Source organism: Marinomonas sp. KMM3893 (assembly GCF_004352855.1).
Classification (GTDB): Bacteria; Pseudomonadota; Gammaproteobacteria; order Pseudomonadales; family Marinomonadaceae; genus Marinomonas; species Marinomonas arenicola.
In genome coordinates this window covers 23,619-41,365 of record NZ_SJSC01000008.1, presented here as the reverse complement: position 1 = coordinate 41,365, position 17,747 = coordinate 23,619, and the positions used below count along the sequence as shown (strand labels likewise).

The 17,747-nt window shown below is 46.6% G+C and carries 14 protein-coding genes; 1 reads left to right on the top strand and 13 read right to left on the bottom strand.

The window, feature by feature from the left end; genetic code table 11:
* Window positions 1-86: 86 nt before the first annotated feature.
* The 6 genes from E0D71_RS15940 to E0D71_RS15915 all read right to left on the bottom strand — a co-directional run bounded on the left by E0D71_RS15940 (window position 87) and on the right by E0D71_RS15915 (window position 5,475).
* Window positions 87-1,040: an energy transducer TonB gene (locus E0D71_RS15940; RefSeq protein WP_133004310.1), complete on the bottom strand. Its 954-nt coding sequence runs from the start codon at window positions 1,038-1,040 to the stop codon at window positions 87-89.
* The gene (locus E0D71_RS15935) at window positions 1,037-1,468 is read right to left on the bottom strand and encodes a biopolymer transporter ExbD (protein WP_133004309.1); all 432 of its coding nucleotides are present in this window, start codon (window positions 1,466-1,468) and stop codon (window positions 1,037-1,039) included. Before E0D71_RS15935 ends, E0D71_RS15940 begins: the two co-directional genes overlap by 4 nt.
* Window positions 1,465-1,887 (bottom strand): biopolymer transporter ExbD, encoded by a 423-nt coding sequence (locus tag E0D71_RS15930; RefSeq protein WP_133004308.1) that lies wholly within the window; start codon window positions 1,885-1,887, stop codon window positions 1,465-1,467. Before E0D71_RS15930 ends, E0D71_RS15935 begins: the two co-directional genes overlap by 4 nt.
* The gene (locus E0D71_RS15925; RefSeq protein ID WP_207923427.1) at window positions 1,877-2,554 is read right to left on the bottom strand and encodes a MotA/TolQ/ExbB proton channel family protein; all 678 of its coding nucleotides are present in this window, start codon (window positions 2,552-2,554) and stop codon (window positions 1,877-1,879) included. The genes E0D71_RS15930 and E0D71_RS15925 overlap by 11 nt, the downstream gene beginning before the upstream one ends.
* Window positions 2,555-2,795: 241 nt before the next feature.
* Entirely contained in the window at window positions 2,796-4,115 is a 1,320-nt protein-coding gene (locus E0D71_RS15920; RefSeq protein WP_133004307.1) for an MATE family efflux transporter, read from the bottom strand.
* A 127-nt stretch (window positions 4,116-4,242) separates the two neighbouring features.
* Entirely contained in the window at window positions 4,243-5,475 is a 1,233-nt protein-coding gene (locus E0D71_RS15915) for a multidrug effflux MFS transporter (RefSeq protein WP_133004306.1), read from the bottom strand.
* Window positions 5,476-5,796: 321 nt separating this feature from the next.
* Between E0D71_RS15915 and E0D71_RS15910 the strand changes: the two genes are divergently transcribed.
* Window positions 5,797-7,365 carry a cation:proton antiporter family protein gene (locus tag E0D71_RS15910; protein WP_133004305.1) on the top strand — a complete coding sequence of 523 codons (1,569 nt, stop codon included), beginning with the start codon at window positions 5,797-5,799 and terminating at the stop codon, window positions 7,363-7,365.
* Window positions 7,366-7,461: 96 nt separating this feature from the next.
* On the opposite strand, the gene E0D71_RS15905 is transcribed toward E0D71_RS15910, so the two are convergent.
* The 7 genes from E0D71_RS15905 to E0D71_RS15875 all read right to left on the bottom strand — a co-directional run bounded on the left by E0D71_RS15905 (window position 7,462) and on the right by E0D71_RS15875 (window position 17,736).
* On the bottom strand, window positions 7,462-7,632 hold the full coding sequence (locus E0D71_RS15905; protein WP_133004304.1) for a DUF6435 family protein: 171 nt from the start codon (window positions 7,630-7,632) through the stop codon (window positions 7,462-7,464).
* 46 nt (window positions 7,633-7,678) lie between these two features.
* Window positions 7,679-7,882, bottom strand: a complete 204-nt coding sequence (locus E0D71_RS15900) for a DUF1289 domain-containing protein (protein ID WP_243712058.1) — start codon at window positions 7,880-7,882, stop codon at window positions 7,679-7,681.
* Window positions 7,883-8,083: 201 nt separating this feature from the next.
* Window positions 8,084-9,505 (bottom strand): FAD-dependent oxidoreductase, encoded by a 1,422-nt coding sequence (locus tag E0D71_RS15895; protein ID WP_133004302.1) that lies wholly within the window; start codon window positions 9,503-9,505, stop codon window positions 8,084-8,086.
* Between the two features lie 97 nt (window positions 9,506-9,602).
* Entirely contained in the window at window positions 9,603-14,054 is a 4,452-nt protein-coding gene (gene gltB, locus E0D71_RS15890) for a glutamate synthase large subunit (protein ID WP_133004301.1), read from the bottom strand.
* A gap of 442 nt (window positions 14,055-14,496) precedes the next feature.
* Window positions 14,497-16,056 (bottom strand): AAA family ATPase, encoded by a 1,560-nt coding sequence (locus E0D71_RS15885; protein WP_133004300.1) that lies wholly within the window; start codon window positions 16,054-16,056, stop codon window positions 14,497-14,499.
* Between the two features lie 29 nt (window positions 16,057-16,085).
* Window positions 16,086-17,189: a 3-dehydroquinate synthase gene (gene aroB / locus E0D71_RS15880; protein WP_133004299.1), complete on the bottom strand. Its 1,104-nt coding sequence runs from the start codon at window positions 17,187-17,189 to the stop codon at window positions 16,086-16,088.
* Complete coding sequence (locus E0D71_RS15875; RefSeq protein ID WP_133004298.1) at window positions 17,170-17,736, bottom strand: shikimate kinase; 567 nt, start codon at window positions 17,734-17,736, stop codon at window positions 17,170-17,172. Before E0D71_RS15875 ends, aroB begins: the two co-directional genes overlap by 20 nt.
* Window positions 17,737-17,747 lie beyond the last annotated feature (11 nt).

The following is a 17,747-nucleotide window of genomic DNA, read 5'->3' as shown; positions in this document are numbered from 1 at the left end:
TAAAATGCGCCGTTTTTTTTACCTTGTATGCGAGCAATACAATGATCCTAGAGTGAACCTATCTGGTTTCTAGCGTTTGTCTAAACTCAATAGTCACTCAATTTAAAAGAGACAGGCAAAGTAATACTCAGCTGTTTTTCCGGCATATCGTCGGAAAACTTAGGAAGAGGCACGGCCCGCTTCAGCATGGTTAGCACCGCTTTGTCTAACCGGCGATAGCCGGAGCTTTTCACTATCTTCGCATCAGAGACACTGCCATTGGCATAGGCGGTGAAAGCCAGAGTCACAACGCCTTCTTCATTACGACGACGAGACGCGCGAGGGTATCGCTTATTCTGCGCCAACGCAGTAGTGAGCTGAGTAAAGTATTTGGCTTTGGCGCCAGGATTGCCGCCTGTGGTAACCGCATTCGAGCTACCAGTCGTGGCTTTTTGACTTGCTTGCGACTTGGGTCCTTGCTTCTGCGGTGTGGCACTCGCCACTTGGGTATTTTGGCTTGGCGCGTTTTCAAGCGTTGGTTTTGTTTCTGGCTGAGTCTCTACCTTTGGCGTCGGTTTGGGCGTAGGCTCAACCTTAGCGACCGGTTTCGGTTTTGGCTCAACCTTCGGCTTAGGCGTCACTTTAGGCACAACCACAGGTGAGGTTTGTTTGGCCACAACAGGGGGAGCAGGTTTTATAACGGTTTTTTTCACCGGCTCAGGTGTTGTCTCTTTAATCGGTTCTGGCTTCTTCTCGACCGGTGTTGGTTTTTTCTTTTCGACCGGCTTAGGCGGCTTTTCTTTAACCTTAGGAGGATTGTCTTGCGGTTTCTTTTCCAACGGTTTTTCTTCGGCTTTTTTCGGGGTGACGTTTTCTTGCTGCGCCAACGTCGTCTGTGCCGCTGCGCCCATGTCTCCCATCATACCAAGATCAAATTCAATGCCTTGAGCACCCGCGCCTTTACTGCCTTCAGGGGCATGATGAAACACCGCATAAAAACCCACAGCATGCATGGAAAGTGCGGCCGCACCAGCTATCAACCAATGACGCTTAGAGATCATTTCTGACCTCTTTCTAATTGCGTGGCCAAACTGACCTTGGTCAACCCAGACGCCCGAATTTCACTAAAAATAGGGCGTAAGACATCAACCGGAATAAGACCGTCTGCTTTAATTTGCACCCAGAATTTGTCTTTATTCTGAGCCTGTTCAAATTGGCTTTCTAAGGCAGGTTTTATGGCCTCAAGCGAGACCAATTTATCGTCTAAATAAATCTGTTTATTCTCACCCACAACAATCAATACATTCGGCTCTGTCGCCGCCTTGTTGTCATTAATAGAACTCGGTGGAATCACTGGAATTGGGTCGGCTTTGCGAATTTGCCCCGCGACCATAAAGAAGACCAACATAAGAAAAACCACGTTGATCAATGGCACCATACTGTCGTCGTCGGCTTTATTCTTGGCCGCAAACTTATCGGCTATTTTCATTCTTTATCCTTGCTGGAAAACGCGTTCGCAATCGACACGGTTTTCGCACCACTTTCCTTAAGACGGTCAGCCAGATTCAACACACTTTGTAGATTAACGCCATCTTCTGCGCTCACGGCAAAGGTGCCTTTTTTGTGCTCTGTGATCAGTTTTTTAAACCATGCTGCATCGGATATTGCGTAAGCACTGCCGTCTAACCACACCATTTGATCATTCTGCTTCAGTGTGAGCAGCACGATATCATTGTCTTTTGCGGCGCTTGGCGTATCCGATGCCACCGATAATGGCGTGTCTACTGTACGCCAAGGCACAAAGCTTGAAGTCAGCATAAAGAACAAAAGCAGAATAAAAACAATGTCTATTAACGGTGTCAGACTGATCGCAGTTTTGCGTTTCGGCTGACTTAAATTAAGCGGCATGCAGAACCTCTTTGGCCGCTTTAGCAACCAAACGCTCCGCTTCTTTGCAGGTAAATACTTGCGTCACTGCATCATTCACCATATGAGAAATACGTTCCACTTTACGCTCTAACCAGCTGTGCATAGTCACCACAGGAATAGCGACCGCCAAACCGACTGCCGTCGTTAGAAGCGCTTGCCAAATACCGCCAGACAAGACTGAAGGGTCCACTTGGCTACCGGCGCCTTCCATTTGCTGAAACGCGGTAATCATCCCCAATACGGTTCCTAATAACCCAAGCAATGGGCTCAAAGAAGCGATGATTTCTAGTGGACGAAAATACGAGCGCAGTTGATTCAGCTTATTCATCGCCAGACGCTCAACTTCTTCACGGATACGATCAACTTCCATATTGCCAGACTGCAAGGAGCGAATTGAAAAGCCCACCAGCGAATCCACTGGGCGTGTTTCATCGAGTAATTCTAATGCTTGGTTTGGATTATGCTGACGCCATGCTTCCAATGCCTTATCAACGGTTTTACGACTCTCTGCACGCATCGAAGCAAACTGCCAAAGTTTCATTAAAACGATCGTCAAGGCAACAACAGAAAAGCCCATTAAGATCCATACCACAGGTCCGCCGACCTGCAAAAAATCAATAATCTGCTGCTGTACTGAATTTTCCACGTTGAGCTCCAAATAAGAGAATGACTAATAGAACAAATGGTATTCATTCTCAACTCCGTTTTCAACTAAACAATTGTGCAATGCAATGCATATTTCAACAATATCGTCTTTCAAAAGGGCTCAAGACGGCTTTTGTCTTGGCTTTTCGTTAATAACCAGGCTTTAGAAGCAAGAATGCCACTTGATACTCAGTAGCAAGTGGCATTGTTTGTGGCAGGAAATCAGCGTTCTAAAAAATACTCTAGTTGTTTTCCACCATTTGTAGCGTGCGGCGGTACATATACCAAGAACAGATCCCGGCGAGTACATTACCAATCAAAACCCCCACAAAAAGGCCTTTTAGCCCTGCGATTTCCGACCCGATCCAAAGGCACGGCAAGAAAAAAGCAAACAGACGTAAAGCAGATATAGTCAACGCGGTATACGATTTTCCTAAGGCATTCGAAATAGACACCATCAGCATACAAATACCCAGTGGCCCTAAACTAATAGGGACTATCATGAGATGCCAATGCAAAATCGTCTGAACCTGAGCCTCGCTCGTCATAAGATTCGCCAGCCCACTGGCGACCAAGAACGTCAGAATGGCAATCAACAGTTGGAACAAGAGCACAAAACGGCACGCGACCTTGACTATATAGCGAATGTCTTGGGTTCTTCCGGCGCCCAACAAGCGCCCCACAAATGGTGGCATCGACATCGTAAGGGCAAGCACCGCCACTATCGAGAAGAACTCAAACCGAGAACCTAACGCCCAAGAAGCGACAGCAGCGGTACCAAAACCTGCAATCAACTTTGTGGCCAACATAGACGACACAGGTGGCAATAATTGGCTGACCATCGCAGGCCCCATGATGTGACCTATATCCGCCAAGCTTTTGCTGATTTTTAAATCTTTCCAATCAAATGAAAGCCAATGGCGACGAGCAACCAGCGGCGCCACAATCAGCACCCCAATGCTAAATGCCAAGACAGTAGCAATGGCGGCGCCATTCAGGCCTAAGCCTAATGTAAAAATGAAAATCGGATCTAGCACCAGGTTAAGCAAGCTGGTCACTATCATCATAATACCGGGAAGCAAGGTATTACCGTTGGATCGGCAAATGCTGTAATAAAAGTAAATCACAGCGCCAACCCAAGCGCTAAGCAGCCAATACGGCCAATAACTGTCGATCACAGAGTAAACCGAATCTGGCGCACTCAATAGCGCCAATATAGGGTGACGTAATAACCAAATCAGTAGCGTGAAAAACGCCAGTCCAATACTGCCGATCATCAGAACCAAGCCGCCTAATTGCTTGGCATAACGCACTTTCTGTGCGCCTAATGCTCTAGAAATCATCGCTGTTGTCGCGATTCCCAAACCAACTTGTAAGCCAATCACAATCATCTGAATCGGCAAAGTAAAGCCTTGAGCAGCCAGCGGCAACACCCCCAATTGACCAATAAAAGCACTGTCCACTAACTGGAAGCTCATTAATGACAAGATCCCAAAGAGCATGGGCCACGTCATGGTAAAGAGTTCGCGGGCGAGAGATGGTTGAGCGGTGTTTGAAGACATAAGTTAGGTTTTTTTGAAAACTAAAGACAAATAAAGGATCCTGATTATACGTGATTTTTGTGACAAATTCGTAATATCGAGATTTGTCTATTTATAATCAAGATTCCCCTATCATATAAAGCTGCGACTATTCCGCAGATGGGTATCGCCGAGCAATAAACAGCAACACCAGACTGGTGGAAGAAAAGATCAGAAAACCACACGCTAATGGCGTTACAGAATCATGATAAAACAGCCCCACGAGCGACGAAAACACCACGCCAATTAGGCTCGATGATGCTGACACAATGGCAGCACCCAACCCTGCGGTGCGACCAAGAGGCTCCATTGCCATCGCGTTAATATTTCCAAACAGCACCCCTTGGCAGAAAAACACCAAGATACCCAATGCCAAAAATAACCACAATGGCGGAACACCTTGATGCAATAAAGCACTCGCCAACATCACCAGCGCCGTGCCAGCCAACAAACACAAGGCCGATTTCACCAACAACGCCATTCCCAAGCGCATCACAAAACTGCCATTGGTAAAAGACGCCACCCCAGCGCCACAAGACAATAAGGCAAAGTACAAGGGAAAGTTATCACCGGTGCCATAGATGTCTTGGAAAATGGATTGAGCAATACTCAGATACAACAAGAGCCCACTAAAGACACACCCTGTAATACCGATATAGCACATCACATCAATGCGTTTGAAAATCCCCAATGCATCGCGTATTAGGCGCGCAGGTTGAAGCGGTTGACGTTGCGCTTTTGGCAGTGTTTCCTGTTGACGCAAAATCAGCCAGAGCGTGGCCACGGTTGCCTGTATTAAAAAGGCGACAAAGATCCAGCGCCAGCCACCCAACAACATGACTTTTTGGCCAAACCAAGGAGCGAGCATTGGCACGAAAATAAAAATCACCATGACATAGGACATGATTCTCGCCATCGCAGCGCCTTTATACAGGTCTCGAATCAGTGCCCTTGAGGCGATTTTCGGCCCAGCGACGCCAATCCCCTGTATCACGCGTCCCAATAACAAAATAGGCAAGCTTTGTGCGGTCATCGCGATCACAGTACCTAGCGCATAAACGCTGATTCCGATCAGAATGGTTTTACGGCGGCCAATCGCGTCAGACAAAGGTCCAAAAATAATCTCACCAAACACCATGCCAAACACTAAGCCTGTGACTATCCATTGCGTCTGATGATAATCGGCAATATTAAAAGCGTCTGTAATACTCGGAAAAGCCGGTAACACAGCATCCATGGTCAACGCCGTTAATGATGTCATTAGAGCAAAAAGTGCGATGAACTCTTTCTCTGGCAATCGTTTCTTAAGCGACGTTAGCGCTGATGTTTCCGAACTCGACATTCTTTCCCTCAATTCACAACAATAAAAAACGCAGTGTACGCGTCTAGATCTCTCTTTTACACTGAATTCGCCTTAACGAAGCGGCCATAAAAAGCATCCATGCCTATTCAGCACCTCAATTTTTAGACAAAAGAGCAAACGCGTCTTTCTGCATAGGAGCATGCATAAGACACCAGGCAAAAATACCTTCGCTAGGGAATGAAAAGTTCACTTACCGCCTATTTCAGGCTGTGCTTTAGGCGTGAATTTCGTATCATATTCTGCACCACAGTTGGCACGTTTTAGCGCTACGATGGCTCTCAAGAAAATTAGAAGGATTGCATGGAATTTATTTGGATATTATTTGCTTTTGTCTGCGGCCTCGCCGTTAAATTAATTAACTTACCACCACTGATTGGTTTCTTGCTGGCGGGCTTCTTATTAAATGCATTCGGTATGCAACCCAGCAACACCTTAGATTCTCTTGCTAACCTAGGCATTACCTTGATGCTGTTCTGCATTGGTCTAAAACTCCACGTCAAAGACTTATTAAAACGCGAAGTCTGGGCTTCAACACTAGGCCATATGGGAGTGTGGACTGTTTTACTGGTCGCTTTTTGCTTGCTGTTAGGCAGTTTGAGCCTCCCCTTCTTCGACATACTGGATCTGAAAACCGCGGCTTTACTTGGCTTCGCCCTCAGTTTTTCCAGTACCGTTTGTATTATCAAACTGCTTGAGGAAAGCAGCGAATTAAAAACACGCCATGGACAATTAGCGCTGGGCATCTTGGTAATGCAAGACATAGTCGCGGTGATCTTCTTGGTGTTCGCCACAGGCAAAATACCCTCCCTTTGGGCGCTGGCGCTTTTTGGTTTATTACTCATTCGACCTATTCTTAATAAAATAGTCGACAAAGCCGGGCACGGTGAAATGCTGCCACTCACGGGGCTTTTTCTCGCGTTGGGTGGTTATGAGCTTTTCTACCTAGTCGGTGTGAAGGGAGATCTAGGCGCACTGGTTTTCGGTATTTTACTGGCATCTCACAGTAAAGCAGCGGAAATGAACAAAGCCTTGATGAACTTTAAAGACTTGTTTCTGATTGGCTTCTTTTTATCCATTGGTTTTACCGCGTTGCCAACCGTTAACATGCTTGTCATCAGTTTAATTATCACCTTGGCTATTCTCGCTAAGTTTGCCCTTTTCTTCGCCTTGTTCACCAAGTTGAAATTGCGCGGACGAACCTCTTTTCTGTCCTCGATTGTGCTGTCGAATTACAGCGAGTTCGGCCTAATTGTAGTGGCTCTTAGCGTGGCCAATGGCTGGCTGGCCAAAGAGTGGCTGGTAGTACTCGCGTTAGCGGTGTCTTTTTCTTTTATCATTACCAGCTTGTTGTACCGAAATGTTCATCGCTTGTACCGCAAAAACAAAGAAACCATTCGCCGTTTTGAAAGTGCAAAATGCTTACCCGAAGACGTATTTGTACAACCTGTTGATACGGAAATTTTAGTGGTCGGCTTAGGCCGTGTTGGCCGTGGGGCTTTTGAATCATTAAAGGGCTTGGTTGGCGATACCGTTGCCGGTATGGATGCAGACAGAAAGCGCATTACCCAAATGCAAGAAGACCAAGAAAATGTCTTCTACGGCGATGGCGAAGACGCCGATTTATGGGAGCGCCTAGACACCTCTAATATCCATCTGGTTTTACTGGCTTTGCCTGCGGCTGAAGACACAACCAATGTCGCCATTCAATTACGTAAGGCCAATTACACAGGCCAGATTGCGGCGATTGCTCGCTATCAAGATGAAAGAGACATCCTCATCAATAGCGGTATCGATAATGTCTTTAACTTCTATACCGAAGCCGGTACGGGGTTTGCGGAAGAGAGCTTGGCACTCATCCGTCAGGGCTAATCAAATTGTCTCTATCCTGTGGTTAACACCAAAAACGATGACATGGATGTCATCGTTTTTTTATGCCTCTTGTTTGTTAATAACGGCAACGACAGACTAGTCACCCTTCGCGATTTGAATTTGCACTCTCACCATTTCGGCCTGTGCCGTCAGCTCTGAATACAGCTTGATGTCACCGCTGCGCTGGGCTTGCATGGCTTTTTCCAGTAACTGTCCGTACTCTTTATCAAGCTTTTTCACCGGATCAGACTTTAAAAAAGAAAACATAACCACCTCTTTTATTGAAGACTTACCTAACAGTACGTCACTAACGTCATTTTGGATGATCAAAAATAATATTTGTGAACGCAGGACTCGCTTGTGCTTTGCGCTCAGTCGCGTCCTTAAGGATGTGCTGTTTTTCGCTATCCGACATGGAAGACCAAGCTAGGATTTCTTGTAATGAGCGAAAGCAGCCCAAACAGATGTCTTTTTCATTCAAACAGCATTGTCGAATACAGGGAGAAGAAACCGTCATACACACCTTCATGCTTAATGATGGACCTGTACTAAGTCTAGACTATTTTCTGTTCTTATCAGGTGTTGTTTTCAGTACCGCCTTAAAACAAAAAAACACTCATTCGAGTATCAAATGAGTGTTTTTATGTGTGCTATATCTCCCACCGAAAAGTCTTAACGAGAGATATAAGTTACCTTGCTAAAAGACTAACGGGAGCGGTTAAACGTCCAAGAAGTCCATAATGCCTTCGGCGGCTTTGCGGCCTTCATCAATGGCGGTTACCACCAAGTCAGAACCACGTACCATATCGCCACCAGCAAAGATTTTCTCGTTGGTGGTTTGGAACATGTACTTGCCTTTCTTAGGCGCTAGAACACGACCTCGAGAATCGGTTTCAATGCCGAACTTCTCAAACCAAGGCGCCGGACTCGCTTGGAAACCAAACGCGACTAAAATGGCGTCCGCAGGAATGATTTGCTCACTGCCTTCTATCACTTCTGCACTACGACGGCCATTGGCATCTGGCTCACCCATTTTCGTTTCAACAACCTTGATGCCCTCTACTTTGCCATCACCGACAATTTCCACAGGCTGGCGATTAAAGAGGAACTGAACCCCTTCTTCACGCGCATTTTGAACTTCTTTGCGTGAACCAGGCATGTTTTCTTGGTCTCGACGGTAAGCACAAGAGACGCCCTTGGCACCTTGACGAATGGCTGTACGGTTACAGTCCATCGCGGTATCACCACCACCTAAGACAACCACTTGCTTGCCTTTTAGGTTGATGTAGTCGCTTTCGTCTTCTTCGAAATCTAGGCAATGGTTTACGTTAGAGATCAAGTAATCTAGCGCATCGTGGACACCCGGTAGATCTTCACCAGGGAAACCGCCTTTCATGTATTTGTACGTTCCCATGCCAAGAAACACTGCATCGTACTCTTCTAGAACATGTTCAAATGGCACGTCATCGCCAACCGAGGTGCCTAATACGAACTCAACACCCATTTCTTCAAAAATCTCACGACGGCGCGTCATAACACTTTTTTCTAGTTTGAATTCTGGGATACCAAACGTCAGCAAGCCACCGATTTCTGGGTACTTATCAAACACGACAGGCTTAATGCCGTTGCGTACCAAGACATCGGCACAAGCGAGGCCAGCAGGACCCGCGCCAACAATGGCCACGGTTTTGTTGACCGGAACCACATTGGTCATATCAGGGCGCCAGCCCAAAGCAAAGGCGGTATCAGTAATGTATTTTTCAACAGAACCTATGGTCACCGCACCAAAACCCCCTTCACCCAGCGTACAAGCGCCTTCACAAAGACGATCCTGCGGACACACACGACCACAGACTTCAGGTAAAGAGTTGGTTTGATGGCTCAACTCGGCAGCTTCTAAGACACTCCCTTCACTCACCAACTTCAACCAGTTAGGAATGTAATTGTGAACTGGGCATTTCCACTCACAATAAGGGTTACCACATTCAAGGCAACGATGAGACTGCCCTTTGGCGTGCTCTTCCTCAAACGGTTTATAAATTTCGACGAACTGAGCCTTACGAGTAATTAAAGGCTTCTTCTTCGGATCTTTACGATCCACTTCGACGAATTGAAATGCATTGTTCAAGCGCTCAGTCATAAGCTGCTATCTCCTATGGCCGCTTGCAAGCAAGCGGCACTTCTCTCAAATGGGTCAAACTGATTCATTGATGGTGCCTAGCACCACATAGCAAGTTTTATTCTGGGCGCTGACGAGTATTATCTAGCAACGCACCTAAGCTCGCGGCTTTTGGTTTTACTAGCCAGAATTTGCCAATGTAGTCATAGAAGTTTTCTAAGATTTCGTGGCCCCATTCGCTGTCAGTTTCTCGAACATATTCTTCAATCACACTGCGTAAATGAGAACGATATTCTTCGGTAATTTCTGTTCCTACACGCTGAATCTCAACCAGTTCATGGTTGTATTTGTCTACAAACGTACGGTCCATATCCAACACGTAAGCAAAACCACCGGTCATACCCGCGCCAAAGTTGTAGCCCGTATCACCCAGCACAGTCACCAGACCGCCTGTCATGTACTCACAGCAATGATCACCAGCGCCTTCGATAACCGCATGGGTACCAGAGTTACGTACCGCAAAACGCTCACCAGCAATACCCGCGGCAAATAACTTACCGCCGGTCGCACCATACAAACAGGTGTTACCAATGATGACAGTGTCTTGCGATTCGAAAGCCGACTGACGAGGTGGGCGAATCACCAGCTTACCGCCAGTCATGCCTTTGCCGACATAATCGTTCGCATCACCTTCTAGGTACATGTTCAAGCCGCCCACGTTCCACACACCAAAACTTTGTCCAGCCGTGCCCGTCAACTTCAAGGTTAATGGCGTATCGGACATGCCTTGGTTGCCGTAACGCTTGGCAATTTCACCAGACAAGCGCGCACCAATCGAACGATCACAGTTGGTTACTTTAAAGGCAAACTCACCACCTTCTTTTTCTTCAACGGTTGATTGCACTGTGTCCCACATTTTCAACGCTAACAAGCCTTTATCGTGTGGCGGGTTAAATGGCGCTACACAATACTGTGGTTTGTCGGCTGGGATGGCATCGTTCAATAAGATAGGCGATAAATCCAAACCTTGTTGCTTCTCTGTTTCACCAGGCAAGATGGTTAATAGATCCGTACGGCCGATTAAGTCTTGCAGACGAGCAACACCTAATTTCGCCAACCATAAGCGCGTGTCTTGAGCCATAAAACGGAAGAAGTTTTTGATCATTTCTACCGTGCCGATGAAGTGCTCATCACGCAACATTTGGTCTTGTGTTGCCACGCCTGTTGCACAGTTGTTTAGGTGACAAATTCGTAAGAACTTACACCCCATAGCAATCATAGGTGTGGTACCAAAGCCAAAGCTTTCTGCACCAAGAATCGCCGCTTTCACAACGTCTAGGCCCGTTTTTAAGCCGCCGTCTGTTTGCAGACGAATTTTGCCACGAAGGTCGTTAGAACGTAGCGCTTGCTGCGCTTCCGCCAAACCAAGCTCCCAAGGAGAACCTGCATGACGAATAGACGTCAATGGTGATGCTGCCGTACCGCCATCGTAACCAGAAATAGTAATCAAGTCCGCGTAGGCTTTCGCCACACCCGCAGCAATCGTACCCACACCAGGCTCAGACACCAATTTCACAGAAACCAGAGCATCAGGGTTCACTTGTTTCAAATCAAAGATCAGCTGAGCCAAATCTTCAATCGAATAAATATCGTGGTGCGGTGGCGGTGAAATCAATGTCACACCCGGTACCGCGTAACGCAAACGCGCAATCAACCCGTTTACTTTACCGCCAGGTAACTGACCACCTTCACCTGGTTTCGCACCTTGCGCTACCTTGATCTGTAGCACTTCAGCGTTCACTAGGTATTCTGCTGTCACACCAAAACGGCCTGACGCAATTTGCTTGATCTTAGAACGACGTTCAGTGCCATGACGCGCTGGGTCTTCACCACCTTCGCCTGAGTTAGAGCGACAGCCTAATTCGTTCATCGCTTGCGCAAGTGATTCGTGTGCTTCTGGAGACAAGGCCCCAAGCGACATACCGGCAGAATCAAAGCGAGGTAGAATCTCTTCTAGTGACTCAACATCGTCGATAGGAATCGCTTTGGCTTTATCTGACAAAGTAAACAAGTCACGCAACATTGACGCTGGGCGGTTATTTACCAACTCAGTGTAAGCGGTGAAATCTTCAAAACGACCACTGCCTACCGCAGTTTGCAGATTGCGCACCACGTCTGGGTTAAAAGCGTGATATTCCGCATCATGGACGTATTTAAGATAGCCGCCCTGCTGAATAGGTTTACGCAGTTTCCAAGCATTGTTGGCGACCGTCACTTGCTCGCGCTGGAAATCTTCAAAACGCGCGCCTTTAATGCGGCTTGGTACGCCTTTGAAACAAAGGTCCACCACTTTAGTGTCCAAACCAACCGCTTCGAATAATTGCGCGCCGCGGTAAGAAGCAATGGTAGAAATCCCCATTTTAGACAGGATTTTCATCATGCCTTTGTTAATGCCTTTACGGTATTTAACGTGACAAGCAATTGGGTCACCCAACACTTCTCCTTTATCCACCATGTCATTGATCAAACGGTAAGATAAGTACGGATACACTGCCGTAGCACCAAAACCTAACAAGACCGCAAACTGGTGAGGGTCACGCGCAAAGCCAGTGTCTGCAATGATGTTCGAATCACAACGCAAACCGACAGCGGTTAGATGGTGATGCACCGCACCGACCGCCATTGGCGCCGGAATAGGCAAATAGCCTTTTTCGATATCACGATCGGTTAACACCACAATCACAGCACCATTACGAACGACTTCTTCAGCACTGATGCATAGGTTTTTAATCGATTGCTCTAAAGAGACTTCATCTGGGTTGTAGTTGGTGTTCAAACGAACCAAGCGGAAACGATGGTCATTCAACGCCAATAATCGGCTGTATTTGCGTGGTGACAACACAGGCGAGGACAAAATGATTCGATTCGCATGCTTCGGCGTTTCTTCAAACAAATTACGCTCAACACCGATGCAGGTTTCTAACGACATCACCACAGATTCACGCAATGGATCGATAGGAGGATTCGTTACCTGAGCGAATTTTTGACGGAAATAATCCGTCACTGGACGAGTTTGGCTCGACATCACGGCCATTGGCGTATCATCGCCCATAGAGCCTACGGCTTCATGACCGCTCTCTGCCAACGGACGGAAAATCTGTTCACGCTCTTCAAAAGACACTTGGAACATCTTCTGATACGTCAGCATTTCTTCTGCGGTAAAAGGTTCGAACTCAAGAGACGATTCTTCTAATAATGACTCAATGCGAATGGCTTCTTGCTTCAACCATTTTTTGTATGGGTGCGCCGCTTTCAATCGATTGTCGATGTCATTGGTATGCAGTACTTGGCCGGTTTGAGTATCAACCACAAGCATTTGACCAGGACCTACACGTCCTTTCGATACCACATCTTCTGGCTTGTAATCATAGGTGCCAATTTCGGATGCCAAGGTAATGAATCCGTTTTTGGTGATCACCCAGCGAGACGGACGCAGACCATTACGATCCAGCATACAAATCGCATGGCGACCATCGGTCATCACAAGACCCGCTGGGCCATCCCAAGGATCCATGTGCATTGAGTTGTACTGGTAGAAAGCACGTAACTCAGGATCCATGTTCTCAACGTTTTGCCACGCCGGTGGAATAATCAAACGTGCCGCACGGAAAATATCCACGCCGCCCGTCACCAAGACTTCTAGCATGTTGTCCATGGAAGACGAGTCAGAACCCGTTAAGTTAACCAATGGCTGCAAGTCTTGCAGTTCTGGGATCAATGGTGAACGCAGTTTACTACCACGCGCCAACGCCCAATTACGGTTGCCTTCAATGGTGTTGATTTCACCATTGTGCGCCAACATACGGAACGGTTGCGCCAACGGCCATTTCGGCAAGGTGTTAGTAGAAAAACGTTGGTGGAAAACACAGATCGCCGTTTGTAGCGCTTCGTTGCCAAGATCTTTGTAAAACACAGGAAGATCAGCAGGCATCATTAAGCCTTTGTAAGACAAAACCTTGTCAGACAAAGAACAAATGTAGAAATTTTCGAAATGTGATAATTCGATTTCAGTTTGACGACGAGCAACAAACAGACGCGTTGAGAAAGTACGGGCGTCCATACGGTTACTATCAACAAACACTTGCTCGATACGCGGTAAACATTCTTCTGCAATGCGACCAAGACAAGAAGCGTCCATTGGCACTTCACGCCAACCAACGACATTAAGACCTTGTTCTTGTAACTGCTTCGTCAAGACGCCACGCTGCTCTGCAGCGGATGTTTCATCTTGATCCAAAAAGACCATGCCGATGCCATAAAGGTCGGACAGTGTGTGACTAAATAAAGATTCGGCTTCGCCGCGTAGAAAGGTATCCGGCTTTTGAATAAGAAGACCACAGCCATCGCCAGTTTTGCCATCGGCAGCGATGCCTCCACGGTGTGTCATACATGTCAAAGACTCAATGGCTGTTTTCAATAACTCATGGCTTGCATTGCCTTCCATGTGCGCAATTAAGCCAAAGCCACAGTTGTCTTTGAATTCGCCAGGACGATAAAGACCTGCATTCATACACCAACTCCCACAGTTGAAACGTAAAGATATCAAATAGATCAGAAAATACTTTCTTGGTGATCAGGCTCGTAGAAAGTCGATCAATTGACTTTGAGAATGATTATTATCTGCCTTGTCAACCACCAAAAAGGAAAATGATCTTACCTCGCAGCGTGCGACTACTCAAATCAAGCTAACTGGTTTTACCGTCATTTCGAGGGTTTTTCACGTGGGGTTCAGTGCAATTAAAGGCTTCTAGGAGAATTATCTATGGTTGTGGATTTTCCAAACAGAAAATTCCACTGTGGATCTGTGTATTTCAGAGATAAATGGTTTTTTTATAAGAAAATGTCTTTTTTTGAAAAGAAATTAGTAGTGAAATCGTAAAAAACAGACTTCATACGTGATTTAAAAGCAAAAAAACCGAGTAAAAACAGTGCATACGCCTGTTTCCAGTGGATTATTCTAGTTTTTGGATGTCTTGCTGAATGCTACGAGCACTGCGCGCCCAAGGGTTCAAATTCTTCAAATCTCTAGGCAAAGATTCCACTGCCGCAATGGCTTCGCTGCGATTTCGATACATACCGTACACCACAACATACCAATCTCGCCCTTTGTGTTTTGACTTAAAGTAGCTAAACACACTGATGCTGCCCTGAGATTTAATGAAGTCTTTCACCGTATCCAGATTATAAGTACCGAGTAGCTGCAAGGTATAACGACTTGGGCTTTGCGACAACCACCACTGTGTTTTATCAAATGGGTCGGCGGCTGGCGTTTTTTCAGTGACAGTCTGTTCCTTCTCAACCGGCATAGGCTGTAACACAACTTGAGGTCTGTCTTGGCTGAGGTTGGGGGTAATATCAACTGGCGTATCTTGGCGGATAGGCGCAACCGGAGCGGCTGAAATAGCCGGCTTCACAGGGGCGATTGATGGCGCAAGAGTAGCGTCTTCTGTGTCGGTAGGAATAGGCGGCAAGCCAAGACTCGGTTCTGAACCTATTTTACGTTGCATGGCATCAATTCTCGCAATGGTAGCGGAAGAAGATTGCCCTGCTCGTACTTCGGTTTTAGGACTCAAAGGAATGACATTACTGGTGCGATCAGCCACTTGGCGTTCTGACTCATCTGGGTCGCTGAATAAAACCGCGATCAAAATACCCAGCATGACAAAACACAGCAGCGCCATATGAACCAATGGAAAGCCCAACGCCAAATTGAAACGGCGACCAGGCTTAGCGCCTTTTGCGCCATTGCCCATCATCGACTGCGCAATCTTATTAATGGCACCAGGGTAACCGCCTGACTCTTGATAGATCTGTTTAATCTGCTTGTCATTAAATGGCAGATTAATGCTCCCACCCACCGTCCGAACACGATGCAATAAATAGGCTTTGGTTTGTTCTAGTGAATAAGGTGCAATGGTCAGCGTATGGCTAAGTTGCTCATAACGAGAACCTTGATAAGAATCGAGATTGCGTGACAATGGGAATTCTGTAAACAAGGCAACATGAGGAACGGATTGATTTTCGGTCGCCAGCGACATCATGTCTAACAACATGCTGACCGCATCGGTATTCAACTCTTGCGCATTATCAATCAAGATTAATGCTTTTTGGCCTTGCGCCTCTAAATCATGAGAGAACTTCAGCAAAGGCCCAAACGTCGCTTCGTTCGGCGGCTCTCTTAACTGTGTTGAAAAACCACTGTAAATGGCCTGCAGCAATTGCCCAGCCGTCATCAGCATACTGGCTTTTACTTGGCTAATAATGGTCGAATCGTCTTGATGACGAGCAAACTCCATCATAAACCGACTTTTGCCGCTGCCTTGTGGGCCTTGTATGACGGACAATAAATTACTGTAACGACTTAAATGCTCAAGCAGAGCCAGTTGCTGGTTACCTTCTTCTGAAGCAAAGTAAGCAGACATGTCTTTCGAGCCGAATGGGTCCCTCAGCGTCGCTTTAGGCGGCTGATTCAGTGCGCTTTCTAAGTCAAACTGAAAATTCGGTTCTGACATACTGGCCCTTTAAGACGACAGAGATCTAATTAAGAGGTTACTTGCTTACTCGCTTCCAATGCATCGGTAATACAGTCATCAAAATCGCTCATTGAAAAGTCTGACGTAACAATGGCATCGCCAAGAGCATCGAGCAGCACTAAACGCAAACTACCATCAAGCACCTTTTTGTCTAAGATCATCAAATCTTTAAACACACTTAATGTCATCACCGCTGGCGGTAAAGTAGGTAGTTTAGCGGCACGGAATAACGCCACGCTGCGATTCACATCTTGCTCAGAAATATTCCCTAAGCGCCACGACAAATCAACAGCCAGCACACACCCTGCTGCGACGGCTTCACCATGCAACCAATTACCATATCCCATGTGGGTTTCAATGGCATGACCAAAAGTATGGCCTAGGTTCAAAATGGCTCGAATGCCGCCTTCTCGTTCATCTTGTGCCACGACATTTGCCTTAGCCAAACAGGAACGATAAATTGCATCGCTGATTTTATCATTATCCAACGCCATTAAAGCGTCAATTTCTTGCTCTAACCAATCAAAAAATGAAGCATCGCAAATTAATCCATACTTGATGACTTCTGCCATGCCAGCGGACAATTCTTTTTCTGGCAAGGTTAATAGTGATTGCGTATCTATGATGACGGCTTGAGGTTGATAAAACGCGCCTATCATGTTTTTACCCAGCGGATGATTCACGCCGGTTTTACCACCAACAGAAGAATCCACTTGGGACAATAATGTCGTCGGCACTTGAATAAAAGGCACGCCACGCTGATACGTCGCCGCCGCATAGCCCGCCATGTCACCCACCACTCCGCCACCTAAGGCAATAATCGTGGTAGTACGGTTATGCTTAGCTTCAAGTAGCGCGGTAATAATCTGGCCATAGGTATCCAGTGTTTTAAACGCTTCGCCATCAGGTAAAATGCAGGTGGCGACTTGATATGACTCGCTCAGCATCGACACCATGGCATCCAGATACAAGGGAGCCACTGTGTCATTGGTAACAATCATGACTTGTTTGCCATGAATTGCTTGATCAAAAAGATCCTTCTGTTGACGAATTCCGCTGCCTATATAAATAGGGTAGCTTCTCTCTCCTAACTCAACCGTTAACGTTCGCATTCTGTGCCTTGTTTTCTGATTTTAAATGACGTTTGATGGCCTCTAAAGCCTTATTAGCCACTGACTTAGGGTGCCGTGAATCGGTCTCAACAACCAAGGTAGCCACTTCGCGATAGAGCGGGTCACGAACCTTAAAAAGCGCGTTCAATGTCGCTTTCGGATCGCTCGTCTGTAATAACGGTCGGTGGTTGCTTTTCGAGGTACGATGTAACTGTTGCGACACGGAAGCATAAAGGTAAACAACAAGCGCATCACTGTTACTCAGCAACTCGCGATTTTCTTCACGCATCACAATACCACCGCCCGTCGCAAGAACAACGCAGTCTTGGTTATGTAACATGCACTCTAAGGCCTGAGTCTCTCGTTTACGAAAGCCATCTTCACCTTCTTTTTCGAAAATCCAAGGAATATCAGCCCCGGCATTTTCTTCTATGATTCGGTCTGAATCATAGAATTCTCTGCCCAATGAGTGTGAAAGCAAGCGACCTATTGTCGTTTTTCCAGCACCCATCGGGCCCACTAAAATTATATTGGGAGCTTTTATCATTGTATTCAATT

Coding starts and splice junctions, on each gene's coding strand:
- E0D71_RS15940 (WP_133004310.1), bottom strand. CDS start 1,040: ATGATCTCTAAGCGTCATTGGTTGATAGCTGGTGCGGCCGCACTTTCC.
- E0D71_RS15935 (WP_133004309.1), bottom strand. CDS start 1,468: ATGAAAATAGCCGATAAGTTTGCGGCCAAGAATAAAGCCGACGACGAC.
- E0D71_RS15905 (WP_133004304.1), bottom strand. CDS start 7,632: ATGTTTTCTTTTTTAAAGTCTGATCCGGTGAAAAAGCTTGATAAAGAG.
- E0D71_RS15895 (WP_133004302.1), bottom strand. CDS start 9,505: ATGACTGAGCGCTTGAACAATGCATTTCAATTCGTCGAAGTGGATCGT.
- E0D71_RS15910 (WP_133004305.1), top strand. CDS start 5,797: ATGGAATTTATTTGGATATTATTTGCTTTTGTCTGCGGCCTCGCCGTT.
- E0D71_RS15920 (WP_133004307.1), bottom strand. CDS start 4,115: ATGTCTTCAAACACCGCTCAACCATCTCTCGCCCGCGAACTCTTTACC.
- E0D71_RS15875 (WP_133004298.1), bottom strand. CDS start 17,736: ATGATAAAAGCTCCCAATATAATTTTAGTGGGCCCGATGGGTGCTGGA.
- E0D71_RS15900 (WP_243712058.1), bottom strand. CDS start 7,882: ATGACGGTTTCTTCTCCCTGTATTCGACAATGCTGTTTGAATGAAAAA.
- E0D71_RS15930 (WP_133004308.1), bottom strand. CDS start 1,887: ATGCCGCTTAATTTAAGTCAGCCGAAACGCAAAACTGCGATCAGTCTG.
- aroB (WP_133004299.1), bottom strand. CDS start 17,189: ATGCGAACGTTAACGGTTGAGTTAGGAGAGAGAAGCTACCCTATTTAT.
- E0D71_RS15915 (WP_133004306.1), bottom strand. CDS start 5,475: ATGTCGAGTTCGGAAACATCAGCGCTAACGTCGCTTAAGAAACGATTG.
- E0D71_RS15885 (WP_133004300.1), bottom strand. CDS start 16,056: ATGTCAGAACCGAATTTTCAGTTTGACTTAGAAAGCGCACTGAATCAG.
- gltB (WP_133004301.1), bottom strand. CDS start 14,054: ATGAATGCAGGTCTTTATCGTCCTGGCGAATTCAAAGACAACTGTGGC.